Origin of the sequence: Mucilaginibacter sp. P25 (assembly GCF_050859465.1) — a bacterium.
Lineage (GTDB): Bacteria > Bacteroidota > Bacteroidia > Sphingobacteriales > Sphingobacteriaceae > Mucilaginibacter > Mucilaginibacter gossypii.
On sequence record NZ_CP193937.1, the window covers coordinates 5,469,395 to 5,489,809 of the forward strand.

The 20,415-nt window shown below is 44.0% G+C and carries 19 protein-coding genes and 1 pseudogene; all 20 read right to left on the minus strand.

Annotation, left to right across the window (positions count from 1 at the left end; all coding sequences use genetic code 11):
- Positions 1-17: 17 nt before the first annotated feature.
- The gene (locus ACRQ5D_RS27575; RefSeq protein ID WP_091162743.1) at positions 18-1,769 is read right to left on the minus strand and encodes a RagB/SusD family nutrient uptake outer membrane protein; all 1,752 of its coding nucleotides are present in this window, start codon (positions 1,767-1,769) and stop codon (positions 18-20) included.
- A 396-nt stretch (positions 1,770-2,165) separates the two neighbouring features.
- Positions 2,166-2,999: an alpha/beta hydrolase gene (locus ACRQ5D_RS27580; protein WP_091162742.1), complete on the minus strand. Its 834-nt coding sequence runs from the start codon at positions 2,997-2,999 to the stop codon at positions 2,166-2,168.
- 15 nt (positions 3,000-3,014) lie between these two features.
- Positions 3,015-3,533 (minus strand): hypothetical protein, encoded by a 519-nt coding sequence (locus tag ACRQ5D_RS27585; RefSeq protein ID WP_432327280.1) that lies wholly within the window; start codon positions 3,531-3,533, stop codon positions 3,015-3,017.
- 175 nt (positions 3,534-3,708) lie between these two features.
- Positions 3,709-3,888 (minus strand): hypothetical protein, encoded by a 180-nt coding sequence (locus ACRQ5D_RS27590; RefSeq protein WP_432327281.1) that lies wholly within the window; start codon positions 3,886-3,888, stop codon positions 3,709-3,711.
- On the minus strand, positions 3,885-4,397 hold the full coding sequence (locus ACRQ5D_RS27595; RefSeq protein WP_432327283.1) for a GDSL-type esterase/lipase family protein: 513 nt from the start codon (positions 4,395-4,397) through the stop codon (positions 3,885-3,887). The genes ACRQ5D_RS27590 and ACRQ5D_RS27595 overlap by 4 nt, the downstream gene beginning before the upstream one ends.
- A gap of 42 nt (positions 4,398-4,439) precedes the next feature.
- Entirely contained in the window at positions 4,440-6,134 is a 1,695-nt protein-coding gene (locus ACRQ5D_RS27600; protein ID WP_176844349.1) for an RICIN domain-containing protein, read from the minus strand.
- A gap of 130 nt (positions 6,135-6,264) precedes the next feature.
- The gene (locus tag ACRQ5D_RS27605) at positions 6,265-7,233 is read right to left on the minus strand and encodes a glycoside hydrolase family 92 protein (RefSeq protein ID WP_431198477.1); all 969 of its coding nucleotides are present in this window, start codon (positions 7,231-7,233) and stop codon (positions 6,265-6,267) included.
- Positions 7,234-7,250: 17 nt separating this feature from the next.
- Positions 7,251-8,603 carry a GH92 family glycosyl hydrolase gene (locus ACRQ5D_RS27610; protein ID WP_431198478.1) on the minus strand — a complete coding sequence of 451 codons (1,353 nt, stop codon included), beginning with the start codon at positions 8,601-8,603 and terminating at the stop codon, positions 7,251-7,253.
- 402 nt (positions 8,604-9,005) lie between these two features.
- A complete protein-coding gene (locus ACRQ5D_RS27615) occupies positions 9,006-10,064 on the minus strand; it encodes an acetylxylan esterase (RefSeq protein ID WP_432327285.1) in 1,059 nt (352 codons plus the stop codon).
- A gap of 248 nt (positions 10,065-10,312) precedes the next feature.
- Positions 10,313-10,726, minus strand: coding sequence for an SRPBCC family protein (locus tag ACRQ5D_RS27620; RefSeq protein WP_091162737.1), 414 nt, complete (start codon positions 10,724-10,726; stop codon positions 10,313-10,315).
- A gap of 3 nt (positions 10,727-10,729) precedes the next feature.
- Complete coding sequence (locus ACRQ5D_RS27625) at positions 10,730-11,233, minus strand: SRPBCC family protein (protein ID WP_091162736.1); 504 nt, start codon at positions 11,231-11,233, stop codon at positions 10,730-10,732.
- A complete protein-coding gene (locus ACRQ5D_RS27630) occupies positions 11,230-11,550 on the minus strand; it encodes an ArsR/SmtB family transcription factor (protein ID WP_091162735.1) in 321 nt (106 codons plus the stop codon). Before ACRQ5D_RS27630 ends, ACRQ5D_RS27625 begins: the two co-directional genes overlap by 4 nt.
- Before the next feature lie 50 nt (positions 11,551-11,600).
- Positions 11,601-11,981, minus strand: a complete 381-nt coding sequence (locus ACRQ5D_RS27635; RefSeq protein WP_091162734.1) for a MauE/DoxX family redox-associated membrane protein — start codon at positions 11,979-11,981, stop codon at positions 11,601-11,603.
- A 130-nt stretch (positions 11,982-12,111) separates the two neighbouring features.
- A complete protein-coding gene (locus tag ACRQ5D_RS27640; RefSeq protein WP_431198479.1) occupies positions 12,112-13,293 on the minus strand; it encodes a Gfo/Idh/MocA family protein in 1,182 nt (393 codons plus the stop codon).
- 27 nt (positions 13,294-13,320) lie between these two features.
- Positions 13,321-14,351: pseudogene (locus ACRQ5D_RS27645) on the minus strand (FAD:protein FMN transferase).
- A gap of 163 nt (positions 14,352-14,514) precedes the next feature.
- A complete protein-coding gene (locus tag ACRQ5D_RS27650) occupies positions 14,515-14,988 on the minus strand; it encodes a quinone oxidoreductase family protein (protein ID WP_091162731.1) in 474 nt (157 codons plus the stop codon).
- Positions 14,989-15,001: 13 nt separating this feature from the next.
- Positions 15,002-17,131: a family 20 glycosylhydrolase gene (locus ACRQ5D_RS27655; RefSeq protein WP_091162730.1), complete on the minus strand. Its 2,130-nt coding sequence runs from the start codon at positions 17,129-17,131 to the stop codon at positions 15,002-15,004.
- A gap of 95 nt (positions 17,132-17,226) precedes the next feature.
- On the minus strand, positions 17,227-19,428 hold the full coding sequence (locus tag ACRQ5D_RS27660; RefSeq protein ID WP_218134331.1) for an alpha-galactosidase: 2,202 nt from the start codon (positions 19,426-19,428) through the stop codon (positions 17,227-17,229).
- A 60-nt stretch (positions 19,429-19,488) separates the two neighbouring features.
- Positions 19,489-20,157, minus strand: a complete 669-nt coding sequence (locus tag ACRQ5D_RS27665; protein ID WP_432329888.1) for a metallophosphoesterase family protein — start codon at positions 20,155-20,157, stop codon at positions 19,489-19,491.
- Positions 20,158-20,171: 14 nt separating this feature from the next.
- Positions 20,172-20,360: a hypothetical protein gene (locus ACRQ5D_RS27670; protein WP_432327289.1), complete on the minus strand. Its 189-nt coding sequence runs from the start codon at positions 20,358-20,360 to the stop codon at positions 20,172-20,174.
- Between the last annotated feature and the right edge of the window lie 55 nt (positions 20,361-20,415).

Below are 20,415 nucleotides of genomic sequence, written 5' to 3' on the forward strand. Positions count from 1 at the left end.
TACTATACTGTCGGTGATTAATAGCCCGGGTTCTGGATCAGTTCGGGCGATTTGGCTACCTCGCTTTGCGGGAAAGGCCACAGGTACATCGCTTTACGGAAATTGCGTTTGCGCACATCAAATTGTTTATAGGCTACCGCAGCACCATCGCGGTCAACCTCCATGCCTTTGGTTGTAATGTTGTCCGTTTGGTCGGCAATTTTCCAGCGGCGCACATCCCAAAAACGGTGCTCTTCAAAAGCCAGCTCAATGCGGCGTTCATTTTGAATAGCTGTACGCATATCAGCCTGGCTCAAACCTGCGGGCAACTGGTATGGGTTTAAGCCCGCCCGTTGACGGATAGCCTCAACTGCCGAATAAACTAATGCGGTTGGCCCTTCATATTCATTAGCAGCTTCGGCATAGTTCAGCAGGATCTCGGCATAGCGGATCAATGGCAGGCAACGATCTGTCCGGTGCATAAAATCGTTGGCTACGGCAGCCGGGTCGAGCATTTTATTGGTGTAGTATCCGGTGGTAGTACCAACATGTACGGCATCAGGCCCTGTTGTATTTCCGTTATATTTACCGACAAAAATATTTACGGGCGAGGTACCCGACGAAAGCCTGATTTGCAGAGGTGTTTGGTCATGGATGATGCTATAATCCAAACGCGGATCGCGGTTAGCATATGGATTATTGGGATTATAGTTTGATGTAGGGTCTGTTATACTTTTACCGTTGCTCATCGGGAAAGCATCAACCAATCCCTGCAGGGGGAAAGCACCGTTTTTGCCCGTACGGGTTGGCGGCTGCCATAAATTCTCTAAATCCACGTTGCCGGTCGGGCGCATCAACTGGAAAATATATTCGGTATTTACACGCTTGGTAAACAGCTTTTGAAAGCCAAAACCCGGGGCAGTGGCATTGTCAACGTTGAGACTATATACGCCAGTTGAGATAACGGCAGCCGCAGCTTGTTCGGCAAGTCTCCAGCGCTCTTTATCGTAAGCCGGGTATCCCGCCAATTCGAGCGTTTTACCCTCACCGATAGACTGCCCGTTGAACAAAGGGCTTGCGGCGTAAAGCAACACTCTCGCTTTTAAAGCGAGGCAAGCCCCTTTTGATGCCCTTCCATAATTTACCCCCGATTGCACAGTCGGCAGGTCCTGCGCTGCCACGTCACACTCGGCAAGGATATAATTCACGCAATCGGCATAGGTATTGCGGGCAGCGGGGATCTTATCCGTATACGTGTAAACACTGTCGCCAAGTAAATGCACACCGCCGTAATGTTTCAGTAATATAGCATAATACCAGGCCCGTAAAAACCGCGCCTCAGCTTTCATTTGTGTTTTGACGAAATTATTGATGGGTGCCTTAGGCAAATTTTTAAGCAACTGGTTTACCGACCGGATATTGGTATAACAGGTTTTATATGCATCATCGGTAACCACGGCGGCATTGATGGTGCCCGTTTCAAATGCCAGGGCTGTTGATCCGGCAGATGCTGATACTTCCGCTTCGTCGGAGGCAGCGTCGATACCGCCGTTAGGCGTAGGCGAAAGTATTGGCCCGTAGGTAAACCTTCCTGCCGCCGCACTAAAACCAACATTGCTGTAAATGCCGGCTAAAAACGATACGGTATTGGCACTATCGGTAAACACTGTCTCCCCGGTTAGGTTTGATGTTTGTGTTTGCCCCAGGAAACCTTCCTTTTTACATGAAGTAAAAACAAGGAAGCCCCCGAAAACCGAATAAGCAAGAACCTTGAAGTAAAGTTTTTTCATACTATAGGGTTAGTTAACATCATGCTTCGACAGAAAAACATAAAATCGTTTTAGCAATTTCATATTTTAACCCGCGGAGCAAACGTTTTAAAAGCTGTTTGTTAATTGGTTTATAATTCAGATGTCGAAATCCGATACTAATATAGTTTATAAAAACGATTTAGCAAATTTTTCACACTATTTTTTTATAATTTTTAAAATCACAATTTCGATACCGGAATTTTAACAATTACAACATTTGCAATCGGTTGAAAATGTTGTAATTGTTATTATAAAAGCGTTATCTATTTAAGTCGATAATACTAAACCGGAAGCCACTGGACTGATTTTCTCTTTTTTATACCTGAACGTGTACATTGAACTAAAAACGTAGCGCAATTTATCGGTAACCCGGCACTAACTATTTTTTCCACCAAAAAAAAGACTAAAATACAGTGCCTGGTAGTTAATGGAATTGCCCCAAAATTCCCAGGTATGGCCTCCCGGCCTTACAGTATAATCATGAGGGACTTTGCGTTCAAGCAGCTTTTCATGCAGCTCCTGGTTAGCCTGGTAAAGGAAATCATCATAACCAACATCAAAAGTAATAGCAAGTGAGTTGGGTTTTAACAGGTAAATGAGGTTTACCACGCTGTTTTGTTCCCACCTGTCGGGGTGTTCGCTGTATTTACCCAATACGCGTTCGATGCCGAAACTATCCGGAAAAGGCCTGATATCAACTGCGCCACTCATGCTCCCGGCAGCACCAAATTTATCTAAATGCTTAAACGCTATATACAACGCGCCATGTCCGCCCATACTCAAACCGGTTATGGCCCTCCCCTTCCGGTCGGTTATGGTTGAATAATGCTTATCAACCCAGTTCACCAGTTCGGTACCTACATAGGTTTCGTATTGTGAATCCTTAATGGTTGGGCTATCAAAATACCAGCCCGCAAAGTCGCCGTCGGCACAAACTATGATAAAATGATAAGTATCGGCCAAACCGGCAACAGCAGGGACTTTTTTAATCCAATCGCTGTAATTGCCGCTAAAGCCATGCAGCAGGTATAATACCGGGTACTTTTTGGTGCTTGAATAATCGGCCGGCTTGATCACCACAGCCTTAATATCTTTGTTCATTATGGCACTGTGGGTCAGCACCGTATCAACCGTTGCAGCGGCAGCTTTCAAACTGCAGACTGCAAAGCCGATAAATAATGGAATAAATAGTAACTTTTTAATATTCATCAGTATATAGTGATTTTATTTTGAGGCGATGATGGTGATGCGATGGTTTTGCGGTTTATTGATAGCATAGATCTGGTTGGTAAGTACATCCATTTCTTTTTGCCAGGCATCGCGCAGGCTTTTGTAGCGGGCACGGGTATAATTATCTTTATTTCCATTAACAAAAATGTCTTTTTTGGCATACTTGCTTATGGTATCCATAGCGGCGTTGGTATCATGGAACAACAAGCCTTTGCCTTTTAAAAAGTCAAACTGCATCCAGGTATACATGCGGATACGCCTTTCAATGTCCCAGCGTTCTTCGTTTAGTTCCCTGATCTGGATAGCCTGCTGATATTGCGGTGTTATAGTGATCTCGGCCAGGTTGATACCTGCGCCCAATTGCTCAGTCGACCAACTCCCCATTTTTTCTCCATCGATAATGACATCATAATTAGCTGTTTTTAACCCTTTAACGGTAAGCAACTCCTGGTTCATTTCTTTGGTAAACGGCACAACCTTAAGCGCATCGGCTTGTTTTTTCGGTTTCCCCAACCACGCGGAATAGTATCAATGGGATAAGGCAATGAATTTGCGAGGTAATTGAACGATACGGAATCTGCCGAAGAAACCACGTTAGTTACTTTACAATTCACCGCCTTAATGGTCTTTTTACTTTTAGCGTCAACAGCCACATCAGCCACTACTTTATTGCTGAAGCCCTGCGCCTTTAAAAAAGATAAGCCATCACGAGGTGCCCGTCATTGTCAGGATGCACCCTGTCATTAGGCGTTAAGCTGAAGGTGGAATCTTTGGCTTGCTCACGCAGGTTGATCTCTGTCATGGGATGATAGAAATCAACATAACCCCAGTTATTTCTTTTCGCTGCTGCTTGCTGAAAATCGATCACTTTTGAAAAAGCCGCACTTTTTTAGGATAGATGTTTTTGGTAGTAAACTTGCTGGTTTCGTCATAAGGCGAACCAAGAATAAAAATTTTACGGATCTCAGGGTGTTGCTTTAGTTTGTTTTCCAGCAGTGTATAGTTATCGTATGAGCCCTGGATCCTTTTATCCATAACATCCTGTGCATCGGGGCGGTACCATTCAAAATAACCGGTATCATTCATGCCCCAGGTAAGGGTTAATACATTTGGTTTTTTGCTGAACACATCATCTTCAAAACGATCGTTGATCTGCCCTACAACATCGCCGCCAATGCCGGCGTTATAGCAGGTTATCCGCATGTTAGGGAAACGGGTCATATAGTACAACCATATGTACGAGTGGTAATGGCCCCCATCCGTAATACTGTTGCCAACAAAAGCCACCCGGTCGCCCGCGCGAAATGGCGCTATGTTTTGGGCAGTTACTGCTCCCCGGGCTGCTATCAGTACTAATAATAAAATCAACTTTTTCATTAACTGTTAATTATAATGTGTTCAGCAAAAAATAAATTCAAACTATAAACCCACCAGGCTGTACGGGATCCTTACTGCTTTTACCTGGTAAAAGCTAGGATCCTGGTTATTATTTACGCAGGTGGTTGTGCTGCAGCTGCCGCCATCACCGTTATAATTAAGGCAATAGGTAACAAGCAACTCGTTATGGCCGTTTAAAAACTCAGCGTGGATGGCCGGGGTATAGTACTTAGCCAAATGGCCCTGGTAAACATCATTAATGGTAAAAACCATTTTGGGCGCAGTGAAAGGCCCCTTAGGACTATCGGCCGTTGAAATATAAATGTTATGGCTCGCCGGATCACAAAAATAGCCCAGGTCCATTTGCATCATTACGTACTTATTGTTCACTTTTGATATGGTCACATTTTGCTGCGTGGTATTGCCCGCACCTACAGATAAAGCTGCCGCCGAAGCGGTTGTACGGGTTGACGACCATGAAGAGCCTGTCCAGAACGACCAGTTAGACGGGTTACTTACCGGGAAGCGGGCCAGGAATACATTGGACGTATTAAAGAAAACGCTTTTGCTTCCGTAAACATATACCGAGTCGTTAGTAGCGTTTTTAACCATCCCGTTTGAAAACCCGGTTTCTGTTTGGCCCGACATACCCGCAGGTGTTAACCGCGCGGCTGTACCCCAGTTAAGTCCGGATGTGTTTTGAGTTAAGTCATACAGCACCTGGTTTTCGGGCGTAGCTCCGTTGGCCGATTCAAATGTGTAAAGATAAACGTGGCTACCGGCCTCAATTCCTGCGCCGGGCCAGCGATAGGTTGAGTTATGATCGCCCGGGCTTTCAATGATCTCCATGCTGTTTACCGGCGAATTATTGGTAGTGATATTTGGCGTAAGTGATTGATCCCAGCTGTGACTGGCCGGCTGCAGCAGGGCCGAATTATGATACTTAAAAAACTGGCAATACAACTGTCCGTTACTTTGAAGCTGTGACGATTCATAGGCATCTTCAGTTATCCAAAGCACTTTTCCGTTGTTGGTGCCATAGGTAAGCGGGATACTTTTTCCCTCATCAAAAGCCACAGTGCCATTGGTACGGTGAAAAAAGTTTACTACATCATCATCCCGGTACGCTTCAGCGATAAGCCCGTTAAGCAGCCATGTTTGCGCCGTATTCCCGGCAACAAATACTTCCTGGGTAATAGGTGTACCATTAGTAGCAGATGATCCATGATTAGTGACCGCCAGGCCATTACCCACATTAATAATTTTATAAACACCTGTACTTACTGCCTGAATATACCACTGCTGGGCATTGTTGGTGTTGGCTTTATCCTGCCATAGGCCTGTACCGGGATTCGTGGTGGCCAAGGGTACTTCCAGATATTTACCGCTGGCTACGTTCATGATCTTAAATTTGGTGGTGCTGGTTATAGCACCGCCGCCCTGTTGTACAATTATCCATTTTTGGTTGGGGGCCGTGGCCGTACCACTGCCCGAGTATTGGTTTTGCTGCGCACCGGTGCCATCATTAAGCATACCGTTGCTATTAATTTCAATAGCTTTACCGCTTAACACGTTAGTGATGAAAAAGGTTCCGTATGAGCTTACCGGCGATCCGCTGGTTAGTTGTACAGAATCTGTGCGTACAAAAGGTTTGGGGTACTTAACGGCAGCTTGTTTGCTGCACGAGGCCAGCAAGGCCATAGCCGTCATGGTACAGGTGAACAGGTTTGTTTTCATAATTTGGTTTGGTTTATAATTTGGTTTGATGTTTGGTCGGTGCAGTAAAATCATTCAATTTATAAAATCGATTTAGCAATTATGTATAAAAAATCCCCGCTCATCTTTCCTTCACTCATGTTCTAAATTATCAGATCCCCCAGTTTTTATTGGGCGTTGCGCCCATACTTAGTTCAAGGGTGCCGCCTGCTGCAATATCCTTATAATCGATATAGCATTTATTATAGGCTTTGCCGTTAAGCTTTGCCCCCTGTATATAAATATTTTTTGCCGAATTATTATTGGCGATGATGGTAAAGGTTTTACCCTTTGCGTATTTAGGATCAAGCTTTAACGTTACTTTATTAAATACCGGACTGGTGATCTCCTGCCTGATATCGCCGGGACAAACGGGATGCAAGCCACTCGCTGCCAATACATACCAGGCCGACATCTGCCCCACATCTTCGTTGCCCACCAAACCCTCTACGGAGTTTTTATAAGCCCGGCGGCAGATCTCACGGGTCCATTTCTGGGTAAGCCATGGAGCGCCCAACCTGTTATATAAAAATGGAACATGGTGTACAGGCTCATTGGAATGATTGTAGTAATCATTCCACATCATGTTATCGGGCGTTTTTTCAAAAAGATTGTTCAGATCAGCTATCACTTTGTCGCGGCCGCCCATCAATTTTGCCATACCATCAACATCCTGCGGTACAAACCATCCCTGCTGATAAGGGTTGCTCTCAATACAGCCATACCATTGTTTAATGCGCCCCTCCGCAGGCCATGGAAGCCAGTTGCCGGTGCTATCCTTAGGCCGGAACCAACCTTTATCTGCGTCAAAAATGTTTTTAAAGGCTTCTCCCCTTTCGCCGTATTTTTTTACGTCGTGTGTTTTGTTAAGCGCTTTTGCAAGCTGTGCAACGCACCAATCATTATAGGCGTATTCAAGCGTATAGCTTATGCTGCCACCACCCGGAGTAAAACCTTTATCGCCATTGCCAAATTTTTCAACGGTGCCCACCGCTAATTTATAGGCATCTGGTATATTATAATTACGAATGCCTTTAGCATAAGCATCGGCCATTACTGCTACAGCCGGGTTGCCAAGCATACATCCGCTATAAGCATTTAATAACTCCCAGCGCTCCAGGTAATCTTTCTTTTTTCGTTGGCAAGGGTAACCAGCGAATTAACCAGGTCATTAACCAGCGAAGGGTTAATAATAGTTTGTAAAGGCATCTGGCTCCTGAAAACGTCCCATCCGCTAAATATGGTGCGTTTTTTAAATGTTGTAGTATGATGCACCTTGCCATCGCCGCCCATATATTGCCCTGTAACATCGCTTACAATGCGGGGATCGATCATGGTATGGTACAATGCTGTATAAAACACCGTTTTTTGCCCTGTGGTGCCACCCTGGATACTTACTTTTGATAAGGCGTTATTCCAGAGGTTAACGGTATGCTGATGAACAGCATCGAAATTCCAGTCTTTTATTTCGGCTTGCAAATTGGATTTGGCACCGGCTATACTCACAAATGAAATACCCGATTTAAGCAATACCTGTTCACCGGCTTTGGTAGCAAATTCGCTATAAAAACCAAGGTGCTTTCCCTGCTTTTCCTTCAATCCTTTAAGGATCTCAGCATTAGCTACGCGTTCCTGGTATTTATCGCCGGTAACGTCGTCCAGCTTACGGCCCCAGTCGCTTGGAATATCGGCACTCCAGATGCCATAGTTTTTAAGCGGCTTGCTGAATTGTGCATAAAAATATACTGTATAATCTGCATGTCCGTCACCATTGCCCCAGCCGCCACCCTCAGGGGTGCATTTCATAAAGCCCTCAATAGTGTGGTCATCAACTACTTTTACATATTGCAGCGTTGACGTTCCCCCTACCCTCCGGGCCAGATCAATCTGGATACTCGATTGTTTATTTTGTGAAAAGGTAAAGCGCAACATGCCGCTATGAGGGGCGGCAGTGGCTTCGGCCTTGATATGATTATCAGTTAGCAGAACACTGTAATATCCGACCGATGCTTTTTCAGTGCTTTTATCGTAAGCAGAACGATATCCAACCCCTGTAGTGCCTGGTTTACCGGCACTGGTTTTAATTGGCCCCGCTGTAGGCATTACCAAAAAATTCCCCAGATCGCCATACCAGCCAATGCCACTCATTTGAGTAAAGGCAAAGCCTTCAATACTTTTATGTTCATAGCTATAGCCCGAGCCATTGTCGCCTCCGGTTATGGTGTTTGGGCTTAACTGTACAAGCCCGTAAGGTGAGGCAGCGCCCGGAAACGTTTTACCTAAGCCATGGTAAACCCCTGCTCCATCGGCACTGGTGCTGGCTCCTATAAAAGGATTAACATAGGAAGCCGCATTTTGCGCTTTCAGCACTGTTGCCGGAATAAACAACATACCCGCGGCAAATACGGTTATTAAACATTTTTTTAAGGCTGGTAGTGTAGTTATGTTCATAATAGCGGTACCGGATAGAAAGTTTAGTTTACCGTAAGTTTTTTATGACAGATAAACCTTCAGAACTAAAATTGACCGGTATTTATTAATTGGTTATTGCACGACCAAATTATATAATAAAATCGATTTAGCAAATTTTTGTTAATTTTATTTTTTAGACTTAGCTGTGTTTAAATTAGCGACTTATTAATTATTCAATAAAATTCATTGCCGTTGACTTCAGCCAACGGAATAATGCCGTAAATTTAAGGGGCTTTAGCCAAAATACCATCTGAATTTGGCTAAAGCCCTCTCCTCATTGGCTATTTTACCGTTGGCTGAAGCCAAAGGCAATGAATAAATCACTCTTTAAACAGCTTCTTAGAAATACTTAATGGCTTCCCTTAATATTACAATGCTGTATTACAACCATTTGCTAAACCAATCCAACGTCATTTTAAAATGTTCAGGCGTAGATGTATGGAATAGCTTTGGCGTTACATCGCGCATAATCTTATCGGTTGCCCCTTTCGATCTATATGCTTGTATGGCCGAAGCGTAAGCTATGTTTGCTCCGGGAAGCGGGCAATTGGGATCATTTTCTGTGCCTACAATCAACATGGCACGTGGCGCTATCAATCGCAGCATCGACGGACAGTCGAACTCGCCTGTGATACCGGGTAATAGTTTATCCCATACAGCCTGTACATTATGCTTGTTTAATACCGAATCGCCAAGGTCTTTGGCTGCCTGCAAATGCGCTCCCTGAATAGTACCTGCACGCCCCTGCCATTTATCATTATCTAACGACCATTTGAAACTTTGCACTGCAATATCCAGCACAATTACTTTTATCCGCTTATCTATTGATGCCGCAAGCCATGTTTCCATCCCTCCCATGGATATGCCGCCCATACCGATGCGGTTAGCATCTACATCAGGCCTGCTTGCCAGGTAATCGGTTACCCTCCAAAGATCGAAAGCGGTATCAAACAAAAATGGATGCGTTTGATGGGCTTTGTCCTTATTTTCCCAGGCAGCGGTAGCAGCTGCAACATATTCTTTTGAGCCGTGCGCGCCTCCGGCAATGCGTTCACCATGAAAGCGGGCATCAATGGCTACGCCCATGATCCCTCTTTTAACCAATTGGTACAACATCTTTTTGCTGTCTTCCTTTTTACCACCTGTACCATGTAAAAAAATTACAGCGTGATATGGCTTGGTCCCGGTAACCGGCTTATAAATAAGAATAGGCACCAGCTCATTCTTTTCGCTATAAATAAAACCGTGTTCTATAATAACTGAATCTGTATGAGTGATAGTAAAAGATGGATTTAACGGAACACGCGGCCTTTCCAGCAGTTTTTTAAAATCGGCAGCAACCTTATCAACAGGAGGATAATTTATTTGCTGCGCAAATGAAAGCACAGAGCATACCGATAATGTAATGCAGGCACAAAGCATTTTGATCTTAAACAACATAACATGATTGATTTACCTGTACAATGTATAAAATATGTGGCTTGATAAATGTAACAATACTAACATGCTACGTGAGAATATTGAAGTGTACAGGCGGGACAGGAAGCGTGGACTTTGTAAAAAGAATGATAGTTTTGTTGGATACATTTTCCTACTCCTAAACTAAGGGCAGAGTAAAAAGTACAAAAGCTGAATGTTTCCATCCAGCTTTTTTAAAACTACCATTAACGGTAACTTTCCTGAGCACGTTAATTTTCTTCGGCGTATTTTTTAAAGTTGTTAAGTATCGCCTGCCAGCCATGTTTTTGCATTTCAAGGGGATTTTGATCTTCAGGATCGAAAGCTACCTCAACTTCAGTTTGATTATCATTGGCTTTGAAGGCAACCAAGGCCTGCCTGCCGTTTGACATGGTATAGGTAAACTTTTCGCCATCAACAATTTCGTCATAAGTAGCTTCAACGTCAAAACCAAAGCTCCCGTCTTTAGCTTCCATTCTTGCCGAGTATTTTCCGCCTACCCGCATATCATTTGATGCAGCAGGACATTGCCATGAAGGATCTGCAAAGTTCCATTTTGTAATGTGTTCGGGATTGGTGTAATAATCCCAAACTTTTTTAGCATCTGCACTTACCGTAGCGGCAACAGTGATCTTATTGCTCATTTTTTACTTTTTTAAGGTCAATAATAATTGGTCGAGTTTTTCGAGGGTTGCCATCATTCCCTGTTCCATGCCCATCTGGATAACCGTTTCCAAATCTGAAAGCGATTTGTAAGTTACAATGGTTTCTACCAAAGCGTTTTCTCCTTTATCGGTAAAATTCACAAACCACTCCGCACGGGGAAGATCCTTATTTATTTCACCTTCTGCGTTACAAAAAGCATCCAATGATGTATAGTAATCAATAGGCTTGATTTTCAGATAGTCTGTCCAGCCCCAATATTCTGTGCCGTTAGGCTCCACCATGGCATAGTGCCAGTGGCCACCTTCGCTAAAGTCCATTGATTTGGTTTTTGTGGTTAGGGGCGCGGGTGCAAACCATTGATCGAGCAATTCGCTTTTAGTATAACAGTCCCAAACCAATGGTCTGTCGGCTAAAAACTCACGTCTGATGGTCAGCGTATTTTTTACTTTGTCGGCAATAAAATCGAAGTGCAAGTTATTTTTCATTTTTGTTGTTTTTTTAAGGTTGCTAAAAGGTTATCGAGTTGCAGGAACCGGGTCTCCCATATTTTCCGGAATTGCTCCAGCCATTTGTCTATTTCTTTCATTTTGTCAATCTCCAATAGATAGTAAATCTCCCGGCCCCGATGCTCCGGTTTCACCAGTTCACATTCGGTTAAAACCCGCAAATGCTTTGAAATTGCCTGTCGGGTAGTATCAAAATGTTCGGCAATAGCATTGGGTGTCATTGCCTGCAATGCTATTAAAGCGATAATAGCTCTGCGGGTAGGATCGGCAACAGCCTGAAAAATGTCTCTTCTCATTGAAGTACTATTTACGAACCGGTTAATAAGACCGCCGGTTCATTTAAAACTTATTTCCTGATCATGGGCAGGTATTTTTCCCAATTGTCAATAATTACCCAAAGAACAATTGCGATCAATACTAATACGATAGGTAAACCTGATGGAGCCATACTAATATTAGCCAATAAAATACCGGTTAAAAGAGGTACAAGTACTAATGCGCCGAGCGCCCTGGTTCTTGGAATAATCAATAATAAACCGCCAAGGATTTCCATGGCACCAACCAGCGGCATGAGCCAGCCTATTTGCATAAAGGCCTGGCCCGCTTTCACCATTTTTTCAGGCATTTCTTTAGGCATGGGCATGTAATGAAAAAATTTGTCACAACCGGCGTTGATAAACATTAGCCCGGTTAACAGGCATAAAACAAATAGGATTTTAGTTTTCATGGTTTGGTTTATTTAAATAAGAAACTGATTGGTTGCAAATATATGCGCAACTAATTGGTTTCGCAAATTTATTTTGATTTTTTTGGTTATAAACACAAAACCCCGATGTCTGCGATATCGGGGCTTCTAATTATCCAATCTTATAACTGTTATCCCAGTTGCAGATCTTTTTGCTGTACAGCGCCTGGTTGCCCAGGTGCACACTGATGGCGGTGCGGGCTCCTGTAAATACATTACTATCCGGTAGCTCATTATGCTGTATTTTCTGATAAAAATCATTGAATGCATACCAGGTACCGTCTTTCGTGGCCTCGGGCAGAATAGGTGTGCCTCCTTCTTTATTCCATACAATGCGTGTTGCACCGGTTACGCCGTCTACTGTCCCTTTTTCTTTCAATAGTTTTTTCTCAGGGTAAAACATGCCCTGGTCGGTTAGCAGGGATACAGTACCCAGGGTACCTTTAATCTTGAAAAGATACCCGTCATGCGCATTGCCGCACATCGCGCCGAAATTACCGATCAGGCCCAGGTCCGGGTAACGTAACATCAGTTGTACGTTATCATAGGTCTCCCGGCCATCTTTAAACACATCTATCCCGCCGGTAGCAAAAAATTCCTGCGGATGGGTATCAAAAACCCAGTTAATAAAATCAATCTGGTGCGAAAGCAGTTCGGCCGCCAGTCCGCCCGAATATTCTTTGTACATGCGCCAGTTGATGGCCCGTTCCAGTGAAGGATCAGGCACCGGGCGGCGCCAGTTGCCATTGCGGTCCCAGCGGCAATCCACTTGCGTCACTTTGCCCAGGTAGCCTTTATTGATCATATCTTTAACCCGGTAATATAAAGGCGAATAGCGGTACTGGTGACCAACCTGCAGCACCTGGTTGCTGCGCCCATGCATCAGGCTCACAAGTTCAAGCGCCTGATCAATGGTATAGGTCATCGTTTTTTCCAGGTATAAATGCTTGCCCGAGCGGATAACATCAGCAGCCACAGCGTAGTGCAGGTACAGCGGAACAGCAACGATGATCGCCTCCACCTGCTTATCATCAATTAATTTACGGTAATCCGTATATATTTTTACTGAACCAGGCTTAACCAGCTTTTGTGCTGCTGTCAGCCTAAAATCGAGCACATCGCACAAGGCAGTAATGCGGAACTGATCGGGCATTCCGTTAAGGATATTCATAATCCCGGTACCACGGTCGCCACAGCCTACCACTGCAATTTTAACGAGATCGGCCCCGGGCTGTATTGCGCTCAGGTTTTGGTTTAGCAATAGTCCGCCTGTTAGCAGGCCTGTATTTTTCAAAAAGTTCTTCTCTCCATTTATCCAGTTTTATTGTTGATATCCTTTAAAGTAAGCAGTAACCGTATCTGCTATACGGCCATCCGGCTTCCGGTATACAATATAAGCACCCAGATCCTTCCGGTTTTTCAGGAAGCTCAACGTGCGTTTTAATCCCATCGTCATAAACCCGTTATCATAACCATCCGCTGTTATTGCATCTTTTGCATAAACGGTAACACTGATCATTTCGTTTTGTATTGGGTAACCTGTTAACGGATCCATCAGGTGCGAAACCTGTTTGCCGCCTGCTTCATGATGTTTGCGGTAATTGCCGGATGTAGTAATGGCGCCATCTCCCGGTTCGATCACTTTACGCATCGGGGCCGGGTTCAGGTCATCACCACTGATGCCTTCAATGCCTACCTTAAACGGCTCGTTGCCGGGTTTATGGCCTTTAATGCGTAATTCGCCACCCAATTCGATGAGATAGTTATGAATGGAATGCTGTTCCAATAACGAAGCCAGCAGATCGACAGAACAGCCCTGCGCGATGCCGTTGAGATCCAGTTGTACTTCTGGCTGGGTCTTGTGTAAAAAAGTACCTTTCAAACTGATTTTATCCGCTCCTACATGATGAAGTAGGTTTTGCACTTCTTTCCGATCAGGGTCATGTGCCGGTTTAATTACACCAAATCCCCAGGCATCAACCAAAGGTTTCACTGTGGGGTCAACCAGCCCCCGGTTGCGTGGCTGATCTGCAGCGCACGGGTGATCAGCACACGAAAAATTTCATCTATACGGATACCTTTTGCAGAACGGTTGAACTGACAGATAAGCGAATTAGGCTGATATAGGGACACCGACTGATCAAAATGCTTTAACAGACTATCCGTTTGCGCTGTATTCACCAGGCTGTCGGGCGCATAATACACGATACTATATGTGGTACCTTGTGCATACCCCTTCAGCTCGAAGCGGCGGGGCTGCTCCTGCTGTACAAAAGCACAGCATATCAAAACAAAGACGCAAGGATACGCCAGTAAGGTCGTTTTCATAGTCAGATAGCCAAATGTAAGCATTCAGCCGCTTTTTCATCTCATTGCGTGAAATAAGCTTGATGATCATCTGCGGGCTACCGGAAGATCAATTCCCCGTGCTAAAATTCGTAACCAAAACGATAAATAAACTCCTAAAGGCCGGTAGTTAAAGCGGCTTTAAGTGTTTTATATGCAATGAACTGATTTAAAATTTGATTAACACCTTTCCAAAAGGCTTTTCCTCTATTAAATAACGCTGGGCTTCCGGTGCATCGGCGGCATCAAACACTTTTGCTACCGTTGGTTTTACAGAGCCGTTAGCAAGTAATGGTAATAGCTGGTTCCATACATATTGCTGTTGCTCGGCTGTAAACCAGCCCGAAAGGCTTTGCCCCCGCATTTGAAGGCCCTTCCACACAAAATCAGTAATGTTTGCTGTAAACTGTGCCCCTGCAGAATACCCAATGTTTACGATGATGCCATTTTTGGCCAGGGCCTTAATAGCGTTGCCGGTTAAATTACCACCAACACTATCAATAACGATGTCAACCCCTTTTCCACCGGTAATACGCATAACGCCTTCGTTAATACTTTCATTTTCCAAATTAATTACATTTTCAAAACCTGCTAATTCCGCAGCTTTTGCTTTTGAGGCCGATCCTGCTGTTGTTATTACCAATGATTTTCTTTAATTAATCGACTAATAGTTTAGCATTTAAATACAATGCCATTATTTCATCTCTGTTCAATATCCGGCCGAATACTTTTATATTAGTTAAAAACGCTAAAGCTGAAAGATGGCCGCAGCTGCTTCCTATTGTTTTTAGCGGACAAACGAATTGCTTTTCGACTGATTCTGTCTCTTTGCCATCGATATACAAAGTACAGTTGTTATGCCCGCCGGTCAAGGTTATCTGCGTCCATTTATTTACAGGGACAATGCTATTAAATACCTGCCGGTAAAAATCTTCACCCTCACCTGCGTACTCTTTATAGCCAACAGTCCGGGCAATACCTAAACCGGTCTTGCCTGATTTTTTATCTTTAAGGTTTAGGAAAATTGTTCCGTAGGGCGATTCGAACAGTACCGTCGTTGTATCGCGGGCATCAGTTTTTTTAACCCGGAAGCTCAATGTCCAGGGTTGTTCTAACTCGTCGGCTGGTAAGTTTAGCCGAACAAAATCATGCCCATCAAGCGCCAATACAGATTTTGATTCGTAACCGGTTAAAGATTTTATTAGGTGTTTATTTACAGCGTCGGGTAAACTATGTTCTTTAAAGTCAACATTAATGATTGGATCGCTGTTTTTGGAAACATCCAGCAGCCTTGTATCATTTACCTGAGGTACGTTTTTCAGACCGTCAACTCTCTTTATAAATTCATCAAAAGTAGGTGACATTTTATTGCCCCATAGTTTTTCGGCCATTACGGGTAACGCCACCGCAACCTCGTCTGCCGTTTCATGATAGGTAAAACCCATTGGCCCAAGATCATTCCATACATGCAGCTTCGCCCCTAACAAATCAGGTTCGCCTGGGTTTAGCTGCTGGTTTGGCCCGAAATCATTCGGTGCCCATTTTTCATACAAAAACTTATTATCTACGCCATAGTAATTTGTACCCGGAACAATATACAGCCACCCGTCAGTTGATTGTACTACCTGGTGACCCGCTTTAATCTCCTCCTTCGCATTATTACCCAACCACATATCAATCATTATATTGCTATCAATAGGGGTAAATCCCGGCATTTCGTTGTATCCGGACCATATCATTACGTTTTTCCCTTTAGCACCTATGTATCTGTTGAAATGATTGATATAGTTACAAAACCCTGCTGCAAAAGCCTTACGGTCTTCTGTCGTAGTAGCCTTTTTAAACCTGTATTCGTCAGTTCCGATATGGAAATACGGTGATGGAAATAACGGCACAAATTCATCGTATATTTTTTCCATTATAACGGTGGTTTTGGGATTTAATACATCTAATTGTCCGTCCTGCAACTTCTCATTTTTTAGCTCGGGGGCAATATCCAAAATACTCATGGCATGGGCGGGCGCATCAATTTCCGGGATGATATTTATGCTACGATCTGCGGCGTATTGGATCAATTCCCTGATTTCCTGCTGTGTGTAAAACCCATCTGTTGATGTCAGCTGAGGATATGTTTCGCTTTGGATCCTGAAAGCCGCGTAATGCTGGCCGTGAAAAGCCTGATCGTTTAAATGCAATTGTAATTGGTTCATTTTATACCAGCTCATGCGGCATATGTAATCTTTCAGCTGCGATACCGGGAAAAATTTGCGCCCAACATCCAGCATAAATCCCCTAAAAGGGTAAGCAGGGATATCTGAAATAATATAGCAAGGAATACTTTGCTTATCGGCGCTCTTTTCAATTAACTGCAACAAAGTCCGGGTAGCGTAAAAAACACCTGCCTCATCCATTGCCTTTATAATGATCTTATCCGGTTTGATTTCCAGGTGATAAGATTCCTTTTGGAGTTGAGTTAAGTGAGGCTGGGGTTTTATTTTTATGATGATATCATTCTTCCCTCCTTTTGCCTGTAACCCGGATTGCCGCTCCTTGCCCCGCAACGCAGCCATGTCTTCAAGGAAGATCGCAACGGTTTTTTGCGTTGAAACAGATGGCTTAAACTTAAATAGCGTAGCAGCGCTGATAATAAAACTACCGTTACCTGCCTGCCACTGATGAACCGCCGGTATAATGTTCGGCGCAATATTATTCACCTGGGCGTGCAGGCCCGATTGTATTAAAACAAAGAACGTGATGTACGTGATTAATTTTTTTGTTGAGATCATTCAAATGAATTTCGATGTGGTTGTAAATAACAATTAAGAAAACTGGAGGGGTAGTTTTGTCGCTTCTCCGGTGGTTTTAACCATATCCGTAGCATTTATTCAATAGTAAACCATGTATAACTCCCGGGCGCTATGTTGAAGGTTAGCGTGATCTCATATTTCCTGTCAACAGGATACTTTTTGGCTATCCCTCCCTTTTCCCTAAGCAGGGCCGAACTTGTTAAACCTGTGTAGTATAGGGGTACCTTAATGGTTCTTGTAATCGCAACTTTAAGCGGGTTGTAAAGCATGATCATTCCTTTTGTACCCAGTTTCGGATTCACGTGCAGCAAACCATCCCAATCTCTGCCATCGGCCCGGCGAAGATGAATAATCTCAGAATTTAGGATACTGCGATATTTTTTATACCAATCAATGACACCTACCACCATCTTCCGGGTAGCTTCGGTATCATACAATCTTGGTCCGCGGTAACAGGCCTGAACTCCCGCCCCGTAATATTGCACCATCAATTGTTCATAATCTTTCAAATGATCCGAAAGCGGTTCCAGCACGGCTTCGGGGCCACCACCCTGATACCGGGTAAGCGGTACAAATCCCCAGCCCATGGCAGGGGTCTTTTCCCAGGTACCATCAAAAATATTCTGACGGTTCAGGATCATTTGCTGATCACGCGGCAAAGAAAAGTTAACTTCGCGGTAGCCTAAGGCAATTTTATTGGTGCCATCCAGAAAATACCAGTCGGGAGCGTTTACATAAACACCGTGCTCATTGCACCAATGATATAAACCTTTTTGCAGTTCCATTTGCTGCCATTGGCTATCATCCAGGTTTTTATGGCCGGGGTGTGTAGTTGAAGCACAAACATCGCCGGGATAAGGGCCGTCATTTTCAAAAATGTCGAACCCGGTTTTACTAATAAAGTATTTTAACTTATCCAGATAAGCCAGGCCCCATTTGCTGCCCAAACAAGGGGCATTACCAAAGAAAGCAGCGGCATCCGGCTTTTTTGTTACCGGATCGATCACATCATCTTCATCGCTGATCCGCCTCGAACTAAATAAAGAATAGCCCCCTATCAGGATGTGTTTACTATGCGCATAATTTGACAGTGTTTTCCAGCGTTGGATGTTGACAGCCGAGCTGTCTTCCATATTGCAATGGCTTCCAAAACTGAGGATCAGGGCTTCATACCCTGTCTCCGCGCATTGGTCTATAGCTTTTTTTACATCATCATCGTTACGGCTTACGAGGTGCATAAAAATGGGATTTTCGGTTGTCCATGGAGCTATGGTGCTGTACATTTTCCTGATAGCCAATCCCCGCCTTTCGCGGTCATAACTATCCAACAGTAACTCATAAGTGCGAACCGAGTTAAAAACCTGCCCCTTTCCCAACGCTATACCAGTAGCCTTTTCCGGGTATACCTCTAATAAACACGGGGTCTGATAATTATAATTTACCTGTGATGTATAATTACTATCGGCTTTCCAATGGGTAGTTTGGTCGCTGATATCATATCGCATAGAGTTATTGAAGGCATAATTAGTCTCCAAATAGAGGCCATGCTGTTTTTCCATTTGCGCCGGCGAGCCAACTACGGCACTCTCCTCCTCTACCGTTGCAAGCACCTCATTTATAACCCTGTTTAACGTCATCGCTTTATTTCCTTTATTCTGAACCGAAAGCCATTTTACAATAAGAGGGATGTTATTATACAGTTCATAATGTACAGTAACAAGCAGATCTTTTAAACCGTCAACATTTGATTTATAGGTAAATGACAGCATTTTACCGGAGCCAGGAACAGTATTCAGTGCCCATCCCCGCGGTTTCCAGCGGATGTAGGGAGGAATATCCGTTACCGAAAAGGATTGAAACTGAAAATCATTTTCATTGCCTTTGAATCCGCTAACCCATTCGGGCAGCAGATAGGCATTCTCCTTTTGCCCGTAAAGGCCTCCGATATTATATTCCCTGCCATCAACGGTTAACTTTGCTTCGGGCTTTACAGCCCTCAGCAATTGCTGGCCGTTGCTCATATTGCTGTAATCAATGCAGGCCACATTTTGCTGAATCCGGAAGGTCCTTTTTACTAAACCATTGCTCAAAATAATGTTTTTACCATCAGCATAAACATCGGCTTTTTGCTGAACCGGGTTTACCAGCCAATCCTGAGAAAGGATCGGCCTGTTATTTTCCTTCCAGACAGGTAATTTATTATTCGCTTCTTGTGAACTGGCGATGTTGATGATGCCCCAAAAAGCAATCGTCGAAAAAAACAGCTTTCTTTTCATTTATTTCTTTTCAATTTGTTCAATAATTTAAAAGCAACACTATACGGATAACCTGTTCAGTCAGAACGAATGCGGATAATAGCGGTTACTTACGCTTCCATCCTCAAATAAATCTAATATAGCATAGCCGGGCGGGGTTTCGCGGTAATAACATTTAGCCGCCGAATCACTATCGCCGTCTTCCCACCAAAATCCACTTAAGGCGCCGTTACAATAGTAGCGAACGCCATCATAACCGGCCTCATCAAGTAAATGGATATGGCCGCTTATACACGTGATTGTTTTGTCGCGATGTTTATTAAATAAATTAGTGATATATCTCGCATCTGTATGGTTGCCACCTTCCATTATGGTGCTTACGCCCAAAATCGGGTAATGGCTCATACACAAAACAGGGGTGCCGCGCCGCAGTGACGCCAGGTCGTTCTCCAGCCATTTTCGCTGTTCAGCATCTAATGAACCTGCATTATCATTATTACTGTCGAGAATGATAAAATGCCACCCATGCTTTTCAAAACTGTAAAAGCGGCCCGGCATTTCAAGCTGAGCGATAACATGCGGTTTGCCATACATGCTGTCGGATTTGTCAGGGCAAGCCCACCACATATCATGATTACCCAAACAACTGTATACTTCATATCCCTTAAATCTTTCACGGGCGTTTTTCCATATCGCCCACTGTTCGTTGACCCGTTCACGGGTAATATTATTATAGTCGGCAGCGAATATGGAATCACCTCCGTTTAGAAAAAATCGACCTTATGCTTCTTTATTTCTTCAATGCAGCGCCCGAAACGTTCAGGTGCATTGTATTCGGGGCGGATATGTACATCTGTAATATGCGCTACCCTTAATACCCGTTTCTTTTCATGCGGACCGGCCAAAGCATTCGGTTCGCGTTTTACTCCCAATGGCAATGATATGGCGAGCAAGCCTATCCCCTTTACCAGGTCCCGCCTTTTTTTGAGTCGACAGTGTTTGTCATGT